This window comes from Lentzea sp. HUAS12 (assembly GCF_024125735.1).
GTDB classification, from domain to species: domain Bacteria; phylum Actinomycetota; class Actinomycetes; order Mycobacteriales; family Pseudonocardiaceae; genus Lentzea; species Lentzea albida.
In genome coordinates this window covers 7,266,614-7,287,752 of record NZ_CP099738.1, presented here as the reverse complement: position 1 = coordinate 7,287,752, position 21,139 = coordinate 7,266,614, and the positions used below count along the sequence as shown (strand labels likewise).

The following is a 21,139-nucleotide window of genomic DNA, read 5'->3' as shown; positions in this document are numbered from 1 at the left end:
TCAACACGAACTGGGAGGTCGAACGATGTATCGGAGAGGTCTTGCCGCCGTAGTCCTCGTGTTCGCGGGTGCGGTGGTGGCGTCCCTGCCCTCCGCCTCCGCACACGACGACAAGGGCCCGATCGTCATCGGGCACCGCGGCGCGTCGGCGTACCGGCCGGAGCACACGCTGGCGGCGTACGAGCTCGCGGCGCGGATGGGTGCGGACTTCATCGAGCCCGACCTGGTGCCGACCAAGGACGGCAAGCTGGTCACCCGGCACGAGAACGAGATCGGCGGCACGACGAACGTCGCCGAGAAGACGCAGTTCGCCGACCGCAGGAAGACCAAGACCGTCGACGGCGTCGCGGTCACCGGCTGGTTCACCGAGGACTTCACGCTCGCCGAGCTGAAGACGTTGCGCGCGAAGGAACGCATCCCCGCGATCCGCCCGCGCAACACGCTCTACGACGGCCGTTTCGAGATCCCGACGCTGCAGGAGGTCATCGACCTCTCGAAGCGCCTGTCCCGCGAGCTGCACCGCGAGATCGGCATCTACCCCGAGACCAAGCACCCGACGTACTTCCAGTCGATCGGTCTCGCGCTGGAGCCGAAGCTCGTCGACGTGCTCAACCACAACGGCCTCAACCGCAGCAGCGCCAAGGTGTACGTGCAGTCGTTCGAGGTCGCGAACCTCAAGGAGCTCAACCGGTCGCTGCGCGTGCCGATCGTGCAGCTGATCAACGCCTCGGGTGCGCCGTACGACTTCGTCGCCGCCGGTGACAAGCGCACCTACGCCGGCCTCGTCACCCCGGCCGGTCTGCGCGAGGTGCGCTCCTACGCGGACGGCGTCGGGCTCACCAAGGACGTCATCATCCCGCGTGACGCCGGCGGTTTCCTCAAGACGCCGACCACCGTCGTGAAGGACGCCCACCGGGTCGGCCTGGTCGTGCACTCGTGGACGTTCCGCAACGAGAACTCGTTCCTGCCCGCGGACTTCCGGTCCTCCACCGACCCGGCCGCGTACGGCCGGGCCTTCGAGGAGTACGACCTGTTCTTCAAGCAGGGCATCGACGGCGTGTTCGCGGACAACCCCGACACGGCCGTGGAGGCCAAGGTCAAGCGTTAGTCAGCGCGAGCGTGCGGTCCTCGTCGAGCAACCCGCGTTGCTTCAGCAGGGGCCGCACGCCCTCGCCGAACCAGTACGCCTCTTCGAGGTGCGGGTAGCCGGAGAGCACGAACTCCTCGATGCCGATGGAGTGGTACTCCTCGATCAGGTCGGCGACCTCCTCGTGGGACCCGACCAACGCCGTTCCCGCGCCACCGCGCACGAGCCCGACGCCCGCCCACAGGCCCGGGTAGATCTCCAGGCCCCGCACGCCCCGGCTCAGGTCGCCGCCGTGCAACGCCACCATCCGTTGCTGGCCAACGGACTCCGACGCGCCGAGCTGGGCTTGTGCCTTCGCCACCTGCTCCGGGTCGAGCGCGTCGAGCAGCTTCGCGGCCGCCTCCCACGCTTCGGCGGAGGTGTCCCGGCTGATCGTGTGCAGCCGGATGCCGAACCGGATCGGCCGGTCCGTCAGCGCCCGCACCCGCGCGATCTTCGCCGCCACGTCGGCGGGTGGTTCGCCCCAGGTCAGGTAGACGTCGGCGCGAGCAGCGGCCACCGGCAACGCGGCGTCGGAGGATCCGCCGAAGTAGATGGGCGGCACCGGGTCCGGCGCGGCCAGGACCGTCGCGTCCTGCACCTGGTAGTGGGCGCCGTGGAAGGTGAACGGCTTGCCGGTCCAGATCCCGCGCACGACCTGGAGGAACTCGTCGGTGCGCGCGTAGCGCTGGTCGTGGTCGAGCCAGTCGCCGAACCGTTGCTGCTCAACGGAATCGCCGCCGGTCACCACGTTGAGCAGCAGCCGCCCGCGGGAGATCCGCTGGTACGTCGAGGCCATCTGCGCGGCGAGCGTCGGCGAGAGCACGCCCGGCCGGAACGCCACGAGGAACTTCAGCGTCTTCGTCTGCGCGATCAACGCGGCCGTGGTCAGCCACGCGTCCTCGCACCACGTGCCGGTCGGCGTGAGCACGCCGGTGAACCCGACCTGCTCCGCCGTGCGCGCGATCTGCGCCAGGTAGTCGATGTCCGGGTCGCGACGGGCCCCGGCGGCGGGTGCGCGGTTGGCGTGGAAGTGCTCCACGACCGTGCGTCCGTCACCGGAGGTCGGCAGGAACCAGTGCAGCGTGATGCTCATGCGAGATCTCCCTGGAACCGCGTGTCCACGAACTTCGCGAAGTCGACCTTGCCCGGCAGCGTCTTGTCCTCGGTGAACGCGTCCGCGAGCTCCTGCTCCGACTTGATCACCGCGTCGTCCAGCTTCACCGGCAGGTCACCACCGCGTTCCACGGCGGCACGCGCGACCTCGTACTTCAGGCCGGTCTCCGCGGACCAAGCCCTGGCCCACTCGTCGCGGTGCTCGTCGGCCCACTTCTGCGCCTTGTGGTACCGGATCAGGTACTCCTTGATCGCGGCGACCTTCCCCTTGTCCTCCAACGCCTTCTTGCCGGCGACCTGGAAGCCGTAGCCGTTCGCCGTGCCCTTGCCGTCGGCGAGGACCCGTGCACCGGCCTCCTTCTCGGCCTGCGCGGTGTAGGGGTCCCAGGTCGCCCACGCGTCGACCTTGCCCTGGGTGAAGGCGCCGTAGGCGTCGGCGGGCTGCAGGAAGTTCAGCGTCACATCCTTGGTCGTGAGGCCGGCCGCGCGCAGGGTCGTGAGGATCTGCCCGTGCGCCGAACTCCCCTTCGCCACGGCGATGTTCTTGCCCTTGAGGTCCGCGACCGTCTTCAACGTCGAGTTCGCGGGCACGAGGATCGCGTCGCTGTCCACGTTGCCCTTGGACGAGCCGACCGCGGCGATCTTCGCGTTCGCGGCGGCGGCGAAGATCGGGGGCGTGTTGCCCACGCCCCCGATGTCGATGGCTCCGGCGGACGCGGCTTCGAGCAGCGGCGGGCCGGAGGTGAAGGTGGACCACTCGATCTTGTGGGGGAAGTCGTTGAGCAGCCCGGCGGCGGTCAGCAGCGACTTCGCGCCGCCCTTCTGGTCACCGACCTTCAGCACGACGTCGCCGGGCGGCGTGTCCTGCGGCTGCGCGGAGGTGGAGCACCCGGTGGCGAAGAGGATCGCGGCCAGCAGGGCCAGGAGCAATCTGTCAGGCAGCTTCTTCAACGTCCACTCCCAGATCGGCGAGCACGCGGGTGCGTTGCTCCACAACGGATGCCCGGCGGCGCGGGCGGGGCAGGTCGACGTGGTGCGTGGCGACGATCCGGCCCTCGTCGAGCACGAGGATCCGGTCGGCCAGCAGCAACGCCTCGTCGACGTCGTGCGTCACGAGCAGCACGGCGGGCTTGTGCCTGGCCCACAGGTCTTCCACCAGGTGGTGCATGGCGAGCCTGGTCAACGCGTCGAGCGCGCCGAACGGTTCGTCCAGCAGCAGCACGTCCGGCTCGCGCACCAGAGCCCGCGCGAGCGAGACCCGTTGCGCCTCACCGCCGGACAGCGTGAGCGGCCACGCGTCGGCGTGGTCGGTCAGCCGCACCTCCTCCAACGCCTTGAGGGCGACCTCGCGCCCGTCAGGTTTGTGCAGGCCCAGCGAGATGTTCTTCCAGACCTTGCGCCACGGCAGCAGGCGCGGCTGCTGGAACGCGATCGACACCGTGCCGGGGACGTCCGCGGTCCCCTCGACGTCGCGGTCGAGGCCCGCGAGGATCCGCAGCAACGTCGACTTGCCGCAGCCGCTGCGCCCGAGCAGCGCCACGAACTCGCCCGGCTGGACTTCGAGGTCGATGCCGTCCAGCACCGTCCGTGCGCCGAACGCCTTGGTCAGGCCGCGCACGCTCACCGCTTTTGCCATCGCAGGACCCTCCTCTCCAGCAGTCGCACCAGGGCGTCGGTCGTCAGGCCGAGCAGCGCGTAGACCACGAGGCCGACGACCACGACGTCGGTGCGGAGGAACTCGCGGGCGTTGTTGATCAGGAAGCCGAGGCCCGCGTCGGCGTTGACCTGCTCGGCGACGATCAGCGACAGCCAGGCGGTGCCGAACGCGATCCGCAGTCCCACCAGCGTTTGCGGCACGGCGGACGGCAGCACGACGTGCACGATCCGCTCGAACCTGCTGTAGCCCAGCACCTTCGCGGCCTCGACCAGGCCGGGATCGGTCTGCCGGATGCCCGCGTGCAGGTTGAGGTAGAGCGGGAACGCGACGCCGGCCGCGACCAGCGCGAGCTTGGGTTCCTCGCCGATCCCGAACCACAGGATGAACAGCGGGATCAGGCCGAGGTGCGGCAGCGTGCGCAACATCTGGACAGGTGGGTCCAGCAGCGTCTCGCCCCAGCGGGAAAGGCCGGAGGCGAGTCCCAGAACAACACCGGCCAGACCGCCGATGAGAAATCCGAAGAAAACGCGCGTGATCGACACGGCGAACGCTTCGCCCAATTGGCCGTCCGCGATGAGCTCACCGGCGGATTCGGCGATCGTGACGGGCGAAGCGAGTTTGTCGGGGGACAGCACACCCGTTGAGCTGGCCAGTTGCCACAGCAGGACCAGCGCTATCGGGCTGATCCAGCGCAGTGGCAGCTTCAGTTTTCGCGCCTGTTGAGGCGGCGCGGATTTAGGCCGCGCGGCTACGCCTGCCATGGACAAGGTCATAGGCAGGAAGTACAGGCGAGTGGAACAAGTGAGTCAACGACGCCCAAATCCTGATAATGCGTCGTACTTCGAGCTAATCGGAAGTGGGTGGTTTCCCAGAATTCGGAAACCACCCACCGCGTGTGCTATCAGCCGAGGACGTCGTGCCGGACGATCGTCTGGTCGCGGCCCGGGCCGACGCCGATCGCGGAGACGCGGGCGCCGATGATGCTCTCCAGGTACTCGACGTACGCCTTCGCGTTCGCCGGCAGCTCGTCGAACGAGCGGCAGTGCGAGATGTCCTCGAACCAGCCCGGCAGCTCCTCGTAGACCGGGACGGCGTGGTGCACGTCGGTCTGCGTCATCGGCATCTCGTCGACACGGCGACCGTCCACTTCGTACGCGACGCAGACCGGGACCCTCTCGAGGCCCGACAGCACGTCGAGCTTGGTGAGGAAGTAGTCGGTGATGCCGTTGACGCGGCTCGCGTAGCGCGCGATCACGGCGTCGAACCAGCCCGTGCGGCGCGAACGCCCGGTCGTGACACCGAACTCACCGCCCTGCTTGCGCAGGTACTCGCCCTGGTCGTCGTTGAGCTCCGTCGGGAACGGGCCGGAGCCGACGCGCGTCGTGTAGGCCTTCAGGATGCCGATCACGGTGCTGATGCGCGTCGGGCCGACACCGGAGCCGACGGTCGCGCCACCCGAGGTCGGGTTCGACGACGTGACGAACGGGTAGGTGCCGTGGTCGACGTCGAGCAGGGTGCCCTGCGAGCCCTCCAGCACGACGATCTCGTCGCGGTCGAGCGCCTGGTTGAGCAGCAGGCGGGTGTCGGCGATGCGGTGCACGAAGTGCTGGCCGTGCTCGAGGACCTGGTCGACGACCTGGTCGGCGTCGAGCGCCTTGCGGTTGTAGACCTTGACCAGCACCTGGTTCTTGAAGTCCAGGGCGGCCTCGACCTTCTGCCGCAGGATCTTCTCGTCCAGCAGGTCCTGCACGCGGACGCCGACGCGGGCGAGCTTGTCCTGGTAGGCGGGGCCGATGCCGCGACCGGTCGTGCCGATCTTCGCCTTGCCCAGGTAGCGCTCGGTCACCTTGTCGATGGCCACGTGGTACGGCATGATCAAGTGCGCGTCCGACGAGATCAGCAGCCCGCTGGTGTCGACGCCCTTCTCCTCCAGGCCCGCGAGCTCCGTGAGCAGCACGCCGGGGTCGACCACGACACCGTTGCCGATCACGTTCTTCACGCCGGGCGTGAGGATGCCGGAGGGGATGAGGTGGAGGGCGAACTTCTGACCGTCCGGGAGGACGACGGTGTGACCCGCGTTGTTGCCGCCCTGGTAGCGAACGATCCACTGGACACGCTCACCGAGGATGTCGGTGGCCTTGCCCTTGCCCTCATCGCCCCACTGGGCACCGATCAGCACGACGGCCGGCATGTGAAACTCCAAGCACTTGGACTGGTTCGAGCGAATGCCGGTAAGTGAGGGTAGACCAGGAGATGACCGTGCGCGGAATCGTGTTGGCCTGCGGAAACACGCAGTCGCCAATGATCGCTCAACGTGACGACGTGGTGGCCGTCCCGGCCCGTCCCGGCAAGGACCACGTCGACCACCACCTGGACGCCGACCGGCTCGTCGTGGTGGGCACCGACGCCGACCTCGCCGCAGTGGCGTTGAGGTTGCTGCGCAAGGAAAAGCTCGGCTCGGTGGCACTGGGATACGTGCCCGTGGCCGATTCGTCCGTTGCCGCCCTCTGGGGGCTTTCGACCGATCCCGGCCGCGCCCTGGACGTCGCCCTGAACGGTGACGTGGATCCCGTCCCGCTCGTCCGCGACGACGTCGGCGGAGTGCTGGTGGGCCTCGGCGTGTTGTCACCGGTTCGTGGCGTTGGTTACAGCGACGCGGACAACGTGCTGCGCGGGCAGGCGTCGCGGATCGAGTGCACGCCCGACCCGGACGGCGGCCTGGGGCTGCGGATCCGAATCGTCAACAAGCGCCTGTTCGGGTCGAAGGTCCGGGAGAGCCGTCCGCGCGCGTTCCAGCTCGGCTGCCTGCCGACGACCGCCGTGCAGGACGGCCACAAGCACCCGCGCCCGGTCGACAAGTGGACCTGGTACCGCCACACCGAGGACTTGAGGCTCGTCCGAGGCCTCTAGGCATCTGCTTGTCATTCACTTGAGTGTCACTCGAAGGCATTGCTTAATTTCACAGCGTGACTGAGGGTAGGCCCGATCACTTTCCAACGAGGAAGGTCGGGCCGATGTCAAAAGTTAACCGAACCATTGGTGTTCTGGTTGCCAGCGCAGCCATCACCTTCGGTTTTGTTTCCCCTGCACTCGCGACACCGCCGAACATCCCCACCGCCACCACCGCCAAGTCGGAACTGGCGGGCCTCACCGTCCGCGCGGACGGCTCGATGACGGGCTATTCGCGCGACAAGTTCCCGCACTGGATCACCCAGTCGGGTACCTGCAACACCCGCGAGGCCGTGCTGAAGCGCGACGGCACCAACGTCGTGACGGACTCCGCCTGCGCCGCCACCTCGGGCCGCTGGTTCTCGCCCTACGACGGCGCGACCTGGTCCGCGGCCTCCGACGTGGACATCGACCACGTCGTGCCCCTGGCGGCCGCCTGGAGGTCCGGAGCGGCGTCCTGGACCACCGCCCAGCGCCAGTCGTTCGCGAACGACATGTCGGGCCCGCAGCTGATCGCCGTCACGGACAACGTGAACCAGGCGAAGGGCGACCAGACCCCTGCCACCTGGAAGCCGCCGCTGACGTCCTACTGGTGCACCTACGCCAAGATGTGGGTACACACCAAGTACCGCTGGAACCTCAGCGTGAACTCGGCGGAGAAGACCGAACTGACGGGCATGCTCGGAAGGTGCTGATGGCGTCCCTCTCCACGCTTTTCGTGGCAGGCCCCGGTGGCGTGATGACCGACGAGGTCGGCGTCGTCACCGGAGACCTCGAACTGTGCACGGACCTTTCCGAAGACGGAAATCTGCGCGCACTGGTCCGCTACGAGGGCGCGGAGGAGTGGTACGCGATCACGGGCGCTTCGTGCGCCCTTCTCGATCCTCGTGATCACGAGCAGGTGCATTCCCTGCTCGTGGGCCTTCTGAACCGGCCGGAGGGCTGAGAGGCGGCAACGCCTCCATCGCCTCGCTCCGGCTCACCCCGGTCGCCTGCAGCAGGTCCACCGCGACACTGCGGATCTGCGCCAGCACGACCTTGGACGAGAACCCGTCCCCACCGAGACGCCGCGCGGTGAGACTCCGCGCGGCGTCCCGCACGGCCTCCCTGGTCGCCTTCGGCTCCTTGCCCTTCTCCAGCTCGCCCCTCAGGCAGTCCACGGCGTCCGCGTACTCCTTGAGCACGTCCGGCACCCCGTCCGGAATCAGCTCGTCGGCCTTCAGCGCCGCCATGGTCCTGCGAGCGAGCACACGGGTGTTCCGAATCGCGTAGTCCACCGGCCCGGCCGCCGTCTGGTACCGGCTCAGCTCGTCCTTCGACCGCCATCGGATGGGCGCGATCTTCGCGATCTCACTACCGGTCTGCAGCGCGGACTTGTAGTCGTCGATGGTCGTCTGACTGGTCCGCAACTCGGCCAGCACCCCGGCGGCCTTGACCGCGTCCTTCTCCTCGAGTGCCAGGGCGATGTTCCGCAGCGCGCCGCTGAGCGTGTTCGTGAGCACCTTGAGCTGCCGCTGCGCCACTGTGACGGGATTGGCGGGAATGAGCGCCGCCACAGCCAGCCCGACCAGCCCACCGGTCAACGCGTCGATCATCCGGTCGAACCCACCACCAGCACTGGGCGGCAACAACGTGGCCACCAGCACGGCGGAAGAGCCTGCCTGCAACGCGATGACCGTTCCACCGTCCAACAACACGGCCGTCGACATCGCCAACGCCACCACGAGCGCGATCTGCCAGGGCCCGCTCCCGATCCAGCCGATGAGCGCGTCCCCGACCCCCACCCCGACCGACACGCCGACGACCAGCTCACCCACGCGCCGCAGCCGCTGCCCGAGCGAAACCCCAAGGCACACGACAGCCGCAATGGGAGCGAAGAACGGGTGCGCGTGCCCGATGAGCACCGTCGCCACCACCCACGCCAGCCCAGCGGACAGGGCACATTGGACGATCGGCAACGCGGCCCCGCGCCACCGCGCGAGCCCACGCCCGACCGCATCCCTGACCGCGCCCACCACTCACCCCGACCCGCTAGTACGCCGATGCCCGCCGCCAGTCTCGAACCAACGGACACCGGTCACAACCTGCCGTCCGCCTTTCCTTGCCCAGGGGCAAGGAACCTCACACGTGGCGGGGAGGTGAGGGAGGGCGCGGGCGGGATGCGGGGCGGTGGGGGCGGCGCAGGGATGAGGACCGGGTGGGGTCGGCGGTGACCGGGGCCAGGGTCTGGGCAAGCGGGGCAGGTCAGCGCGAAGCGCGAGACCGCCCGCGATGCCGCAGGCTCAGATTGCCGGGGTCCGGGGCAGAGCCCCAGGGGAAGCACGCAAAGCGATCAGGCCGCCCGCAAAACAACCCGAAAACGATCAGACCAACCCAAGCGCAGCAGGCGCCTTGGGGTCCGAGTCAGCGAGGAAAGTCGAACACCGCGACCACTCCTCGTCCTCCCCGATCTCCCGAGCAGCCCGGGCCAACGCCCCAAGAGCCCTCAAAAACCCCTGGTTGGGCCGGTGATCCCAAGGAACGGGCCCGAACCCCTTCCACCCGGCCCGCCGCAACTGGTCCAACCCCCGGTGGTACCCGGTGCGCGCATACGCATAGGCAGCCACAGGGTCCCCAGCGTGCAGCGCGCGCTCAGCCAGCAGGGCCCAGGCCTCGGAGAAGTCCGGGTAGGCGCGCACGATCTTGGCGGGGTCGGTCCCGCCGTCAGCGGCGGCCTGCGCCTCAGGGCGTTCGGGAAGACGGGTCGGCTCGGGCCCGAGGAGGTTCTCAACCATGCGACCCATCGTGCCGCATGGGACAAACCGAGCTAGACGAACATCCTCATGACGGAGACCACAACGGCCAGCATCAGCACGGTGACGAGCACGCCGGCGATGATGCGCTGCTTCGTGGTCGCCTTGTAGCCGTCGTTCGCGTCGGAGCTCATGGCCGTGCACCTTGCCGTGAGCGGCACGAGAACTTCAACGTCGTTCACTCCATCGTGCGCACGAATTGGAAACATCAGGGTAAAACCAGGGACGTTCTCCCTACCTGGACACCCGAGGCGCGCTCATGATGTTCGGATGATTCAGGGGGCAAGGCAGTTCCGGGACCTCTACTGGGAGCGGGGCGCGCCGGGCAGGGAGACACCGGCGGCGCTCACGAAGCGGCTCTACCAGTGGTGGCTCGTCGGTCTGCTGCTGAAACTGATCGGGTCGTCGTGGGACGTCTCGTGGCACTTCAAGTGGTTGCGCGACGACCTGGCGCCGCCGCATCTGATCAACACGGTCGGCACGGTGATCGTGGTCGGGCTGACGTTGTTCCACACGTTCACCGGGTACGGCGGTGACAAGCCGACGATCCGGTTGATGCAGGTCGGGTCGGGGATCTTCCTCATCGCGCTGCCGATCGACGTCATCAACCACCGGGTCAACGGGCTCGACATCACCAGTTGGAGCGGGTCGCACGCGCTGCTGTACCTCGGCACGGCCGTGATGCTGGCCGGCGCGATCCGCGGGTGGATGCGGAACTACCCCGGAGGCAGGACCAGGACGCTGGGGCTTGCGGCGCTGTGGTTCTTCTTCCTGGAGAACGTCTGGTTCCCCAACCAGCACCAGGAGTACGGCGTGCGCGCGTTGCAGGCGTACGACAGCGGACGGCCCGAGGCCGAGCCGATCCTGTTGCAGTTCGCGGCCGACCAGCTCGGCGTCCCGGTCGGGCGCGAGGCGGTCGTGAACTTCGCGCTACCCATCGCGGACTGGGTCTACCCCGTGTGGGGACTGGTCGCGGCGGCGATCGTGCTCGTCATCGCGCGCAGGACGATCGACAAGAAGTGGGCGGCCACGGCGGTCGTCGGCGGATATGTCGCCTACCGGTGTCTGATCTGGCCCTTGCTGGCCGGGATCGACTTCCCGAAGTCCGCCGTGCCGCTGTTCCTGGTGCTGGTCGGGCTCGCGATCGACGCGGCGCACGCCGTCGACATGCCGACGCCCGCCAAGGCGGTGCTGGGGTCGGCGGCCGTCACGACGGTCGGGTACGTCGGGATCTGGTTCCAGCAGGAGTACCTGTGGGGGCCGCCGATCTCCTTCTCGTCGGCGGCGGTCACGGCCGTGCTGCTGGCGGTGCTGTGGACGGCCGGGGACCTGCTGATCCACCGCCGGCTCGCCGGCGTCACACCTCGAGCCGGGCTGCCAGCCGCGTCGTGATCCGGCCGAACAGGTCGGCCAGCGGCTCGCCGACGTCCCGCCCGAACTCGGTCAACCCGTAGGTGACCTGGGGCGGGGTCGTCGGCTCCACCCTGCGCCAGATCAGGCCGTCGTCGACGAGGCCGCGCAACGTCTGGGACAGCATCTTCTCGCTGATGCCCTGGATGCCGTCGCGCAGCTCGAAGAACCTCAGGTCGTTGGTCTGCAACGAGATCAGCACCCAGATGCCCCAGCGGCTGGTGACGTGGTCGACCATCTCGCGCGCGGGGCAGTTGGTGTGAAACACGTCATAGCGCCCGTTGTTCTCGGGGCGCGTGAACTGAACTCCGACCGCCATGTCCGGAGCTTACCCAGAGGTACGTCCTTACGAAATGTAAGCCCGGTTCCTAGCGTCGTGCCCACATCGACGAAGGAGCTGGACATGATCGTGGTAACCGGTGCGACCGGGAACGTCGGCAGGCCGCTGACCAGGGCGTTGGCGGAGGCCGGCGAGCAGGTGGTGGCCGTGTCCCGGCACGCGGCGGAGGTGCCGGACGGTGTGCGGCACCAGGTGGCGGACCTGTCCGATCCGCACAACCTCGACCTGAGGGGCGCGAAGGCGTTGTTCCTGCTGCTGTCCGGAGACCTGCACGCCGTCGGGGCCAGTCCCGTCCAGCTGGTCGAACGGGCCGCCGCGCACGGGGTGGGCCGGGTGGTGCTGCTGTCGTCGCTGGGCGTGCGGACCAGGCCGTTCGGCACGACGCGGGTCGAGCTGCGCGCGCTGGAGGACGTGCTGCGCGAGTCCGGCCTCGACTGGGCCGTCCTGCGGCCCGGCGGGTTCGCGTCCAACGCGCTGTGGTGGGCCGAGTCGGTCCGCACCCAGCGGACCGTCGCCGCACCGTTCGGCGACACCGGGGTGCCGGTCATCGACCCGGCGGACATCGCCGAGGTCGCGGCCACCGCCCTGCTCAGCGACAGGAACGGCGTCCTGGAGCTCACCGGGCCGGAGGTGGTCACGCCGCGGCAGCAGGCCCAGGCGATCGCGGACGCGCTCGGCGAACCCGTGCGGTTCCACGAGCTCACCCGCGCCGAGGCCAAGGCCGGCATGGAACAGCTGATGCCCGGTGAGCTCGCCGACGACACCCTGGACATCCTCGGCTCGCCGACCGCGGACGAGCTGGCGGTGAGCCCGGACGTGGAGAAGGTCCTCGGCCGCGCCCCGCGCACGTTCGCCGACTGGGTGCGACGCCACGTCGAGGCGTTCCGCTGACAACGCAAAGGGCCCCCGGCGCGAGACCGGGGGCCCTTCTCCAAGCCGGTGTCAGCCCGCGATCATGCGGCCCGACGACTTGAGGTGCTCGCACGCCGAGGCGATGCGGGCGGCCATGGCCTGCTCCGCGGCCTTGAGGTAGCTGCGCGGGTCGTAGGCCTTCTTGTTGCCGACCTCGCCGTCGATCTTCAGCACACCGTCGTAGTTCGCGAACATGTGCGCGGCGATCGGACGGGTGAACGCGTACTGCGTGTCCGTGTCGATGTTCATCTTGATGACGCCGTACGACACGGCCTCGTGGATCTCCTCGAGCAGCGAGCCGGAGCCGCCGTGGAAGACCAGGTCGAACGGCTTCGAGCCGGCCGGGAGGCCGAGCTTCTCCGCCACGACGTCCTGGCCCTGCTTGAGGATCTCCGGGCGCAGCTTGACGTTGCCCGGCTTGTAGACGCCGTGCACGTTGCCGAAGGTCGCGGCGAGCAGGTAGCGACCCTTCTCGCCGGCGCCGAGGGCCTCGACGGTCTTCAGGTAGTCCTCGGGCGTCGTGTAGAGCTTGTCGTTGATCTCGTTGTCGACGCCGTCCTCCTCGCCGCCGACGACGCCGACCTCGATCTCGAGGACGAGCTTCGCCTTCGCCGAGAGGTCGAGCAGCTCGGACGCGATCTGGAGGTTCTCCTCCAGCGGCACGGCGGAGCCGTCCCACATGTGCGACTGGAAGAGCGGGTTGCCGCCCTTGTCGACGCGCTCCTGGCTGATCGCGATCAGCGGACGCACGTAGCCCTCGAGCTTGTCCTTCGGGCAGTGGTCGGTGTGCAGCGCGATGTTCACCGGGTACTTCGCGGCGACGACGTGCGCGTACTCCGCGAGCGCCACGGCACCGGTCACCATGTCCTTGACCTTGGTGCCCGAGGCGAACTCGGCACCGCCGGTCGAGACCTGGATGATGCCGTCGCTCTCAGCCTCGGCGAAGCCGCGCAGAGCCGCGTTGAGCGTCTCCGACGACGTGACGTTGATGGCGGGGTAGGCGAACTCGTTCGCCTTGGCCCGGTCCAGCATCTCCGCGTAGACCTCGGGAGTTGCGATGGGCATCGGTGGTCCTCCTCAGGCGCCCTGAACGGGTGTCGCCCCGCATCCTACGAGCCGGTGTCACGGGGCCGTAACAGTGGCCGCCCTCACAGGAGGATCGATCAAGTACCAGCTGACCAGCCGGTCTGCACTACTCGCCGGTAGGGGGATGATGGATGACATGGCAACCGCGAGTTGGAACGGCAAGATCATCGCTTCGAGCGACGACACGGTCGTCGTCGAGGGCAACCACTACTTCCCCCTGGAATCCGTCGACCCGGACGTCCTCAAGCCCACCGACCACACGTCGCACTGCCCGTGGAAGGGCGATGCGAACTACTACTCGCTGCAGGTCGACGGCACCGAGAACACCAACGCGGCCTGGTACTACGCCGAGCCGAAGGAAGCGGCGGCGGAGATCAAGGGCCGCGTGGCGTTCTGGAAGGGCGTCGAGATCAGCGCCTGAGTCCCAGGGCCCCGGCCAGTTCCGCGTGGTGGCCGTTCAGCGACTGGACGGCCACGTGGTCGGCCCCGGCGTCGACGTGCGCGTGCAGCTTGGCGGCCACCTGGTCCGGGCTGCCGTGCGCGACCAACGCGTCGATGAGGCGGTCCGAGCCCTTCACGTCCTCCTCGGTGAACCCGTACCGGCGCCAGTTGTTCACGTAGTTCGTGAGTCCGAAGTAGAACGAGAGCTTCTCGCGCGCGATGGCCCGTGCGGCCTCCGCGTCCTCCTCGACCACGACGGTCACCTCGGGCGCGAGGAGCTTGTCGCCGAGCACCTTGCGGGCCTCGGCGGTGTGCTCGACCGGCACGAGGTACGGGTGGGCGCCCGCGGTCCGGCCGGCGGCGAGCTGGAGGACCTTCGGGCCGAGCGCGGCGAGCACCAGCCGGTCGGCGGGCACGTCGAGCCGGTCGAGGTAGTCCACGAGCTTGTCGTAGGGCTTCTCGTAGGCCTGGTCGAGCTGCCGGTGCCCGACACCGACGCCGAGCAGGAACCGGTCGCTCGCGAGGCGGTGGAACTCGGAGGAGACCGCTTCCGGCTCCGACTGCCAGACGTTGACGATGCCGGTCGCGATGGTGATCGACTCCGTGGAGTCCAGCGCCTGCCCGACCGCGGTGAGCTCGGGCGAGCCGCCGATCCAGAACGCGCCGAACCCGAGCGCCTCGACCTCGGCGTACCTCCCGGCCCACTCGTGGTGCGAGCCCCAGACCCCGAACGTTCCCAGCATGCGAACCCCCATCACGTCGGCGGACTACCTTTCCGAGTATGCCGATCTTGAGCAGCACAGACCTGACCGTGTCGAGGCTCTCGCTGGGTGGGAACGTCTTCGGCTGGACCGCCGACGAGGAGCAGTCGTTCGCCGTGCTCGACGCGTACGTGGAGGCGGGCGGGAACTTCGTCGACACCGCCGACGCGTACTCGGCGTGGGCGGAGGGCAACTCCGGCGGCGAGTCGGAGACGATCATCGGCAGGTGGCTGGCCGGGCGCGGCCGCCGCGACGACGTCGTGGTGGCGACGAAGGTCGGCATGCTCGCCGGGTTCAAGAACCAGAAGCGCGACACGATCCTGACCAGCGCCGAGCGTTCGCTCAAGCGGCTCGGTGTCGACCACATCGACCTCTACTACAACCACCTGGACGACCCGGGCACGCCGCTCGAGGAGACGCTCGCGGCCTACGACCAGCTGGTCCGCGACGGCAAGGTCCGCTACGTCGCCGCCTCCAACTTCTCCGCCGAACGGCTCGCGAAGGCGCTCGAGATCCAGGAGCGCGAGGGCTTCGCGAAGTTCGTGGCGCTGCAGCCCGAGTACAACCTGGTCAGCCGCGACAAGTTCGAGGGCGACCTGCAGCAGGTCGTGGCCGAGCACGGCCTCGCCACCGTGCCGTACTGGGGCCTCGCGAGGGGCTTCCTGACCGGCAAGTACCGGCCGGGCGTCGCGGTCGAGAGCGTGCGGGCGGGCGCGGCCTCGCAGTACCTCGACGAGCACGGCCTGCAGGTGCTGGAGGTGCTCGACGAACTGGCCGAGACGCACGAGACCACGGTCGCGGCGGTCGCCCTGGCGTGGCTCGCCCAGCAACCCACGGTGGCCGCGCCGATCGCGTCCGCGCGCACGTTGGAGCAGCTCAGCGACCTGACGCCGCTGCTGACCCTCGAACTGACCCAGGCCGAGGTGGACCGCCTGAGTGCAATTTAACTTGCCAGTAGCTTACCGGGAGTAGGTTGCGTTACCGTGACGGGCATGGACGTCACGGGCAAGGTGGTACTGATCACCGGCGCGGCCAGGGGCATCGGCGCCGAGGTGGCGAGGCAACTGGCCGGGCGCGGGGCTCGTCTCGCGCTCGTCGGGCTCGAGAAAGCCCAGCTCGAAGAGGTGGCGCGGGAGACCGGTGGCAAGGCGTGGGAAGCCGACGTCACCGACTGGGACGTGCTCGACCGGGTCATGACCGAGGTCGCCGAGCACTTCGGCGGCATCGACGTGGTCGTGGCGAACGCGGGCATCGCGGCCACCGGGTTCGTGCGCTCGATGGACCCCAAGGCGTTCGAACGGGTCATCGAGGTGAATCTGCTCGGTGTGTGGCGCACGGTCCGCACGGCACTGCCGCACCTGATCAAGACCCGCGGCTACTGCCTGGTCGTGTCGTCGCTGGCCGCGATCGTGCACATCCCCGGCAACGCGGCCTACTCGGCGGCCAAGGCGGGCTGCGAAGCGTTTGCGGACAGCCTGCGGGCCGAGGTCAGGCACCTGGGAGTGGACGTCGGCACGGCGTACTTCTCGTGGATCTCCACGGACATGGTCAACAGCGCCGACGAGCACCCGGTCTTCGGCAAGCTGCGCAAGGGCATGCCGGGCGTGGCCGGCAAGAAGTACCCGGTCCGCAACGTCGGCAAGGCCGTGGTCAGGGGCATCGAGAAGCGGGCGAAGGCGGTCCACGTCCCCGGCTGGGTCGGCGCTCTGAAGTACTTCCGCGCGTTCACGCCGTTCGTCGTGGACCGCCAGTCGGTCGAGGAGGTGGCCGACGCCGACAGGCAGATGGCCGCGAGCGACACGTCGGGCCTGGTCGGGCCGGGCGGTCAGGCCGCTAGCCGGTGACCCAGGGGCCCATCAGCGCGTTCCACTCGCGGATGGTCCACTCGGCCACGCCGGCGGGCGTGTACGGGTCGGCGGCGATGATCTCCTTCAGCGAGGCCTCGTCCGCCGCCTCGTAGATGATCAACGCGCCGGCGTCGTCGGCGTACGGTCCCGAGGCCAGGATCACGCCCTTCTCGACGAGGGACGCGATGTACTCGCGGTGCTCGGGGCGTACTGCGAGACGCTTCTCACGGTCGGGACCGAACACCAATTCGACTGCAAAACGGGCCATGCCTCCACCGTAGTGAAGCTGACCGGTACCGTCCTACATCGTGGTTGGCGAAGAAACCCCGCGCACCGTGCAGGACACCCTGACCAACCTGCGAATCAAGGACGGCGTCGCAGGACCTCCCACAGGGCCGCTCACGCTCGAAGACCTGTACAAGCAGCACCGCATGCGCCTCATCAGGCTCGCGCTGCTGCTCGTGGACGACCCCGCGACCGCCGAGGACGTGGTCCAGGAGGCGTTCACCGGCCTGCACCGCAACTGGAAGGGCCTCCGCGACGCCCAGGCGGCCGTCGGGTACCTCCGCACGGCCGTGGTCAACGGCTCCCGCAGCGTGCTGCGCCGGCGCAAGACGGCCCGCGACTACACGCCCCCGCACGTCGCGAACGCGCGTTCGGCCGAGTCGCTCGCCATGCTGACGGCGGAGCACCAGGCCGTGGTCAAGGCGTTGCAGCAGCTGCCGCCGCGCCAGCGCGAGGTGCTCGTGCTGCGCTACTACGGCGACCTGTCGGAGGCCGAGATCGCCGAGGCCACCGGCATCTCGAAGGGCACCGTGAAGTCGACGGCCTCGCGTGCGCTCGACGCGTTGCAGAAGATCATGGCGGGCTGAGGGCCGGTACCCGTGCCGGTCATCCTGTCGGTGCCGCCCGCAGGGGCGGTTCCCGCGCTGCGGCTGCGGCCGTGGCGGCCGGACGACCTTCCGGCGCTGCTCGCGGCACACCGCGATCCGGCGCTGCGCCGCTGGCTCGCCACCTCCCTGACCGGTGACGCCGACGGCCGGAGGTGGCTCGAGGTGCAGGTCGCCGGCTGGGCGACCGCCACCCGGTTCAGCTTCGCCGTGACCACCGAGACCGACGACCCGGTGGGCCACGTGGTGGTGAAGGTGGCGGGGCCCGGCACCGCCGAGGTCGGCTACTGGACCGCCGCCCAGGCCCGCGGCCGGGGAATCGCTGCCGGCGCGGTGGACGCCGTGTCGCAGTGGGCGTTGGACGTCCAGCGGACGGTCGCGGTCTCCCGGCTGGAGCTGGTGCACGCGGCAGGCAACGAGCCGTCCTGCCGAGTGGCTCTCAGGTGCGGGTACGCCTTGGACGACCCGCTGCCCGCCGTGCCGCCCGCGTTTCCCGACGCAGGGCACCGGCACGTGCGCACCGCCGACGTCGCGTGCATCGGACCGGCTCCAGAAGTAAGTAAACTTTCCCATTTCCCCAGCTGACGCCGATTTGACCGTTCCGACTGGTTTCAGCTCGTAAGACCACCCGCCCAAATCGGTACTTGGTATAGACCAATAGGCCCCCCATGCCGCAGGATCAGATCCCGTGGCACGCAGACACGTGGTCGCCGTTGACATCGGTGGCACCGAAACCAAGGCGGCGCTGGTCTCCGGCACGCGGGAGTCCGTCGCGGCGGAGAAGCACGCGCGCAGGGCGACGCCCGGCGAGCTGGAACCCCTCCTCGCCGTCATCGGCGAGCTCGTCGAGGAGCTCGCCAACGCGTCCGAGCACGAGATCGACGCCGTGGGGATCGTGGCGCCGGGCATCGTGGACGAGACCAACGGCGTCGGCGTGTACACGACCAACCTGCCGTGGAGCCGGTTCCCGTTCAGCGAGGTCATGACCGAACGCCTGGGGCTCCCGGTCGCGTTCGGGCACGACGTGCGCGCCGCGGGCCTGGCCGAATGCCGCATGGGTGCCGCCAGGGACCTGCGCAACGCGGTGATCATGCCCATCGGCACCGGGATCGCCGGCGCGCTGCTGCTGGACGGGAAGATCTACGGCGGCGGGGGCTACGCGGGCGAGATCGGACACGTGGACGTCGGCCACGGCGTGCCCTGCGCCTGTGGCCAGATCGGCTGCGTGGAGACGGTGGCGTCCTCCGCGGCGATCGCCCGCCGGTACACCGCACGTACCGGCACCCCCGTCAACGGCGCCGCCGAGGTCGCACGCAGGGTCGCCGACGGGGAGCAGGACGCAGTCGCCGTGTGGCACGAGGCCGTGGACGCGCTCGCCAGGGGGATCCTGGTGCTGGCGACGCTGCTCGGTCCGGAGGCCGTCGTCCTCGGCGGTGGGCTCGCACTCGCAGGAGATCTGCTGGTGGAGCCCCTGAGGGAAAGGCTGGACGGCCTGATCGCCTTCCAGCGCCGACCGGAGCTTCGGCTCGCGGCGCTCGGCGACGAGGCGGGCTTCCTCGGCGCGGCGCTGCTGGCCATCGACACGCTGGAGGCGTGATGAGCACGTGGGGTGGACCAGTCGACGTGACCCTGACCGGTGGTCGGGTCGTCACGCCGGGAGGGGTGCTCGAGAACGGGTGGGTGAGCGTCCGGGACGGGCGGATCGCCGCGGTCGGTGAGGGCGCCGCGCCCGACGGCCCGACGACCGACGTCGCCGGCGGCACGATCGTGCCGGGGTTCGTCGACATCCACTGCCACGGCGGTGGCGGCGCCGCGTTCACCAGTCCCGACCCCGAGAAGGTCCGCAAGGCGGCGGCCGCGCACCGCAGGCACGGCACCACGACGGTGCTGGCGTCTCTGGTCACGCGCCCGGTGCCGGAACTGGCCGACCAGGTCTCCGCGCTGGCCGAGCTGGTCCAGGAGGGCGTCGTCGCGGGCATCCACCTGGAGGGACCGTTCCTGTCGGCCGCCCGCTGCGGCGCACACGACCCGGCGATCCTGTGCCCGCCGGAGCAGACTTCGGTGACGAAGCTGCTCGACGCGGGCAAGGGCACCGTCCGCATGATCACCCTCGCGCCCGAGCTCGAAGGCGCCGTGCACGCCGTGCGCCAGCTCGTGGACAACAACGTCATCGCCGCCATCGGCCACACCGACGCCACCGAGGCCCAGGTCCGCCCCGCCGTCGACGCGGGCGCGTCCGTGGCGACGCACCTGTTCAACGGCATGCGCCCGCTGCACCACCGCGAGCCGGGCCCGATCGGCGCGCTGCTGGACGACGAACGCGTCACCGTCGAACTCATCTGCGACCTGGTCCACCTGCACCCGACCGCCGTCCGCCTGGCGGCCCGTCACGCGGGCCTCAAGCGCACGGTTCTCATCACCGACGCCATCGCGGCGGCGAGCGTGGGCGACGGCGTCTACGACATCGGCGGCCTCGAGGTGCGCGTCGTCGACGGGGTGCCGACGTTGGCAGGTGGCGCCTCCCTCGCCGGCAGCACGCTCACGATGGACATGGCGTTCCGCAACGCCGTCAACTCGTGCGGCCTGACACTCGTCGAGGCCGCGTACGCCGCCTCGACCCGCGGTGCCGAGCTCCTCGGCCTCGACACGGGCAAGCTGGAGGCCGGGCTCGCTGCGGACCTCGTCGTCCTCGATGCAGAATTGAAGCCGAGGGACGTGATGGTCAGGGGCGAGTGGGTCAAGGACTAGGTGGATGGCGGACGATCCGGAGCGACTGGTGACCGACGCCCTGCGCGCGCAGGCGACCAGCACGAATGCCGGATTTGTCGCACCTGTCCCAATCGCTGACGAGGCCCCCGCACCCATGTCCGCGTGGTGGGTGCTGGGCCTCGCCCTGCTGTTGGGCCTGGCAGCGGGCACGGTGGCCGCAGTGATCACCCTGAGCTGACCTGTACCGTTGTCGCCGTGACGATTGCATTGGGCCCTGACTGGCTGGACCCCACCGTTCTGCTGAACGGGCTCGGCCCGTACATGCTCATCGGGTTGTGCCTCATCATCTTCGCGGAGTGCGGGCTCCTCGTCGGTTTCTTCCTGCCGGGCGACTCCCTGCTGTTCACAGCGGGTCTCTTCGTCGCCGCGGGCACCATCGACACCCCGCTCTGGCTCGTCTGCGTGCTCCTGACGGTCTGCGCCTTCGTCGGCAACGTCGTCGGCTACTACATCGGCAAGAAGGCCGGCCCGGCGCTCTTCAGCAAGCCGGAGTCGAAGATCTTCAAGAAGGAGTACGTCGACAAGACGCAGGAGTTCTTCGACAAGTACGGCGCCCGCGCCATCGTGCTCGCCCGGTTCGTGCCGATCGTCCGCACGTTCATCACGGCGATGGCCGGCGTGGGCCGGATGGACCCGAAGAAGTACTTCACGTACTCCGCGATCGGTGGCGTCGCGTGGGCGGCGGGCCTGACGATCCTCGGCTACTTCCTCGGCCAGGTGTCCTTCATCAAGGACAACCTCGAGATCACGCTGCTCGCCATCGTCTTCCTGTCGATCGTGCCGATCATCATCGAGGTGATCAAGGCGCGCAAGGAGAAGAAGTCGCTCCTGCAGGAAGAGGCGGACGACATCACCCAGGTCATGGACGCGCAGCTCCAGGACGACTCGACGCAGATCATCCCGCGCGTCGAGCGCTGACACCGCACGAACTCCGAAGGCCCGTCCGCTCCGGCGGGCGGGCCTTCGCGCATCCTTGGACGCGTGTTCGCCGACGGCCTTGCGGCAGACCTCCGACCGCCCCTAGGTTTGCTAGTGGTCCAGAC

Annotated in this window: 25 protein-coding genes; 14 read left to right on the top strand and 11 right to left on the bottom strand. The window is 69.2% G+C overall.

The features are described from left to right. The first annotated feature begins 25 nt into the window (after window positions 1–25). Window positions 26–1,108, top strand: a complete 1,083-nt coding sequence (locus ND450_RS33775) for a glycerophosphodiester phosphodiesterase (RefSeq protein ID WP_253322368.1) — start codon at window positions 26–28, stop codon at window positions 1,106–1,108. On the opposite strand, the gene ND450_RS33770 is transcribed toward ND450_RS33775, so the two are convergent. The 5 genes from ND450_RS33770 to ND450_RS33750 all read right to left on the bottom strand — a co-directional run bounded on the left by ND450_RS33770 (window position 1,098) and on the right by ND450_RS33750 (window position 6,090). Beyond that, on the bottom strand, window positions 1,098–2,222 hold the full coding sequence (locus ND450_RS33770) for an LLM class flavin-dependent oxidoreductase (RefSeq protein ID WP_253322367.1): 1,125 nt from the start codon (window positions 2,220–2,222) through the stop codon (window positions 1,098–1,100). The genes ND450_RS33775 and ND450_RS33770 overlap by 11 nt on opposite strands. Then, window positions 2,219–3,193 carry an ABC transporter substrate-binding protein gene (locus ND450_RS33765; protein ID WP_371927473.1) on the bottom strand — a complete coding sequence of 325 codons (975 nt, stop codon included), beginning with the start codon at window positions 3,191–3,193 and terminating at the stop codon, window positions 2,219–2,221. The genes ND450_RS33770 and ND450_RS33765 overlap by 4 nt, the downstream gene beginning before the upstream one ends. Then, a complete protein-coding gene (locus ND450_RS33760; protein ID WP_253322366.1) occupies window positions 3,177–3,878 on the bottom strand; it encodes an ABC transporter ATP-binding protein in 702 nt (233 codons plus the stop codon). Before ND450_RS33760 ends, ND450_RS33765 begins: the two co-directional genes overlap by 17 nt. Continuing rightward, a complete protein-coding gene (locus ND450_RS33755) occupies window positions 3,863–4,672 on the bottom strand; it encodes an ABC transporter permease (protein WP_253322365.1) in 810 nt (269 codons plus the stop codon). The genes ND450_RS33760 and ND450_RS33755 overlap by 16 nt, the downstream gene beginning before the upstream one ends. Before the next feature lie 128 nt (window positions 4,673–4,800). After that, window positions 4,801–6,090, bottom strand: coding sequence for an adenylosuccinate synthase (locus tag ND450_RS33750; RefSeq protein ID WP_191297873.1), 1,290 nt, complete (start codon window positions 6,088–6,090; stop codon window positions 4,801–4,803). Window positions 6,091–6,200: 110 nt separating this feature from the next. Here ND450_RS33750 and ND450_RS33745 point away from each other — a divergent pair, with 110 nt between their 5' ends. Both ND450_RS33745 and ND450_RS33740 read left to right on the top strand, forming a co-directional pair. Next, window positions 6,201–6,809 (top strand): hypothetical protein, encoded by a 609-nt coding sequence (locus tag ND450_RS33745; RefSeq protein WP_253322364.1) that lies wholly within the window; start codon window positions 6,201–6,203, stop codon window positions 6,807–6,809. Window positions 6,810–6,913: 104 nt separating this feature from the next. Next, window positions 6,914–7,543, top strand: a complete 630-nt coding sequence (locus ND450_RS33740; RefSeq protein WP_253322363.1) for an HNH endonuclease family protein — start codon at window positions 6,914–6,916, stop codon at window positions 7,541–7,543. Between the two features lie 159 nt (window positions 7,544–7,702). Here the strand turns inward: ND450_RS33740 and ND450_RS33735 are convergent, their stop codons facing one another. Together ND450_RS33735 and ND450_RS33730 are read right to left on the bottom strand one after the other, a co-directional pair. Further along, window positions 7,703–8,863, bottom strand: a complete 1,161-nt coding sequence (locus ND450_RS33735; protein WP_253322362.1) for an aromatic acid exporter family protein — start codon at window positions 8,861–8,863, stop codon at window positions 7,703–7,705. A gap of 348 nt (window positions 8,864–9,211) precedes the next feature. Beyond that, window positions 9,212–9,622, bottom strand: a complete 411-nt coding sequence (locus tag ND450_RS33730; RefSeq protein WP_089918642.1) for a DUF3151 domain-containing protein — start codon at window positions 9,620–9,622, stop codon at window positions 9,212–9,214. A gap of 288 nt (window positions 9,623–9,910) precedes the next feature. Here ND450_RS33730 and ND450_RS33725 point away from each other — a divergent pair, with 288 nt between their 5' ends. Beyond that, window positions 9,911–11,032, top strand: coding sequence for a hypothetical protein (locus tag ND450_RS33725; protein WP_253322361.1), 1,122 nt, complete (start codon window positions 9,911–9,913; stop codon window positions 11,030–11,032). Here ND450_RS33725 and ND450_RS33720 read toward each other — a convergent pair. Next, window positions 10,998–11,369: a helix-turn-helix domain-containing protein gene (locus ND450_RS33720; RefSeq protein ID WP_253322360.1), complete on the bottom strand. Its 372-nt coding sequence runs from the start codon at window positions 11,367–11,369 to the stop codon at window positions 10,998–11,000. The two genes, ND450_RS33725 and ND450_RS33720, sit on opposite strands and share 35 nt — an antisense overlap. 84 nt (window positions 11,370–11,453) lie before the next feature. On the opposite strand from ND450_RS33720, the gene ND450_RS33715 reads away from it, so the two are divergent. Next, window positions 11,454–12,281: an SDR family oxidoreductase gene (locus ND450_RS33715; protein WP_253322359.1), complete on the top strand. Its 828-nt coding sequence runs from the start codon at window positions 11,454–11,456 to the stop codon at window positions 12,279–12,281. Between the two features lie 51 nt (window positions 12,282–12,332). Here the strand turns inward: ND450_RS33715 and fbaA are convergent, their stop codons facing one another. After that, window positions 12,333–13,367, bottom strand: a complete 1,035-nt coding sequence (gene fbaA, locus ND450_RS33710; RefSeq protein ID WP_089918636.1) for a class II fructose-bisphosphate aldolase — start codon at window positions 13,365–13,367, stop codon at window positions 12,333–12,335. A gap of 157 nt (window positions 13,368–13,524) precedes the next feature. Between fbaA and ND450_RS33705 the strand changes: the two genes are divergently transcribed. Continuing rightward, window positions 13,525–13,809 (top strand): DUF427 domain-containing protein, encoded by a 285-nt coding sequence (locus tag ND450_RS33705; protein ID WP_253322358.1) that lies wholly within the window; start codon window positions 13,525–13,527, stop codon window positions 13,807–13,809. On the opposite strand, the gene ND450_RS33700 is transcribed toward ND450_RS33705, so the two are convergent. Beyond that, window positions 13,799–14,572: a TIGR03620 family F420-dependent LLM class oxidoreductase gene (locus ND450_RS33700; RefSeq protein ID WP_253322357.1), complete on the bottom strand. Its 774-nt coding sequence runs from the start codon at window positions 14,570–14,572 to the stop codon at window positions 13,799–13,801. The genes ND450_RS33705 and ND450_RS33700 overlap by 11 nt on opposite strands. Before the next feature lie 38 nt (window positions 14,573–14,610). Between ND450_RS33700 and ND450_RS33695 the strand changes: the two genes are divergently transcribed. Then, window positions 14,611–15,537, top strand: coding sequence for an aldo/keto reductase (locus tag ND450_RS33695; RefSeq protein WP_253322356.1), 927 nt, complete (start codon window positions 14,611–14,613; stop codon window positions 15,535–15,537). A gap of 45 nt (window positions 15,538–15,582) precedes the next feature. Continuing rightward, a complete protein-coding gene (locus ND450_RS33690; RefSeq protein ID WP_253322355.1) occupies window positions 15,583–16,434 on the top strand; it encodes an SDR family oxidoreductase in 852 nt (283 codons plus the stop codon). Here ND450_RS33690 and ND450_RS33685 read toward each other — a convergent pair. Next, entirely contained in the window at window positions 16,424–16,705 is a 282-nt protein-coding gene (locus tag ND450_RS33685; RefSeq protein WP_253322354.1) for a YciI family protein, read from the bottom strand. The genes ND450_RS33690 and ND450_RS33685 overlap by 11 nt on opposite strands. Before the next feature lie 40 nt (window positions 16,706–16,745). Between ND450_RS33685 and ND450_RS33680 the strand changes: the two genes are divergently transcribed. From ND450_RS33680 to ND450_RS33655, 6 genes are all read left to right on the top strand, one after another. Further along, window positions 16,746–17,309, top strand: coding sequence for a SigE family RNA polymerase sigma factor (locus ND450_RS33680; RefSeq protein WP_253322353.1), 564 nt, complete (start codon window positions 16,746–16,748; stop codon window positions 17,307–17,309). Between the two features lie 12 nt (window positions 17,310–17,321). After that, the gene (locus ND450_RS33675) at window positions 17,322–17,912 is read left to right on the top strand and encodes a GNAT family N-acetyltransferase (protein WP_253322352.1); all 591 of its coding nucleotides are present in this window, start codon (window positions 17,322–17,324) and stop codon (window positions 17,910–17,912) included. A gap of 103 nt (window positions 17,913–18,015) precedes the next feature. Next, on the top strand, window positions 18,016–18,924 hold the full coding sequence (locus tag ND450_RS33670) for an ROK family protein (protein WP_253322351.1): 909 nt from the start codon (window positions 18,016–18,018) through the stop codon (window positions 18,922–18,924). After that, window positions 18,924–20,075: an N-acetylglucosamine-6-phosphate deacetylase gene (nagA, locus tag ND450_RS33665; protein ID WP_253322350.1), complete on the top strand. Its 1,152-nt coding sequence runs from the start codon at window positions 18,924–18,926 to the stop codon at window positions 20,073–20,075. Before ND450_RS33670 ends, nagA begins: the two co-directional genes overlap by 1 nt. 4 nt (window positions 20,076–20,079) lie before the next feature. Then, window positions 20,080–20,274, top strand: coding sequence for a hypothetical protein (locus tag ND450_RS33660; RefSeq protein ID WP_089918620.1), 195 nt, complete (start codon window positions 20,080–20,082; stop codon window positions 20,272–20,274). Between the two features lie 23 nt (window positions 20,275–20,297). After that, window positions 20,298–21,014, top strand: coding sequence for a DedA family protein (locus ND450_RS33655; RefSeq protein ID WP_253328072.1), 717 nt, complete (start codon window positions 20,298–20,300; stop codon window positions 21,012–21,014). Window positions 21,015–21,139 lie beyond the last annotated feature (125 nt).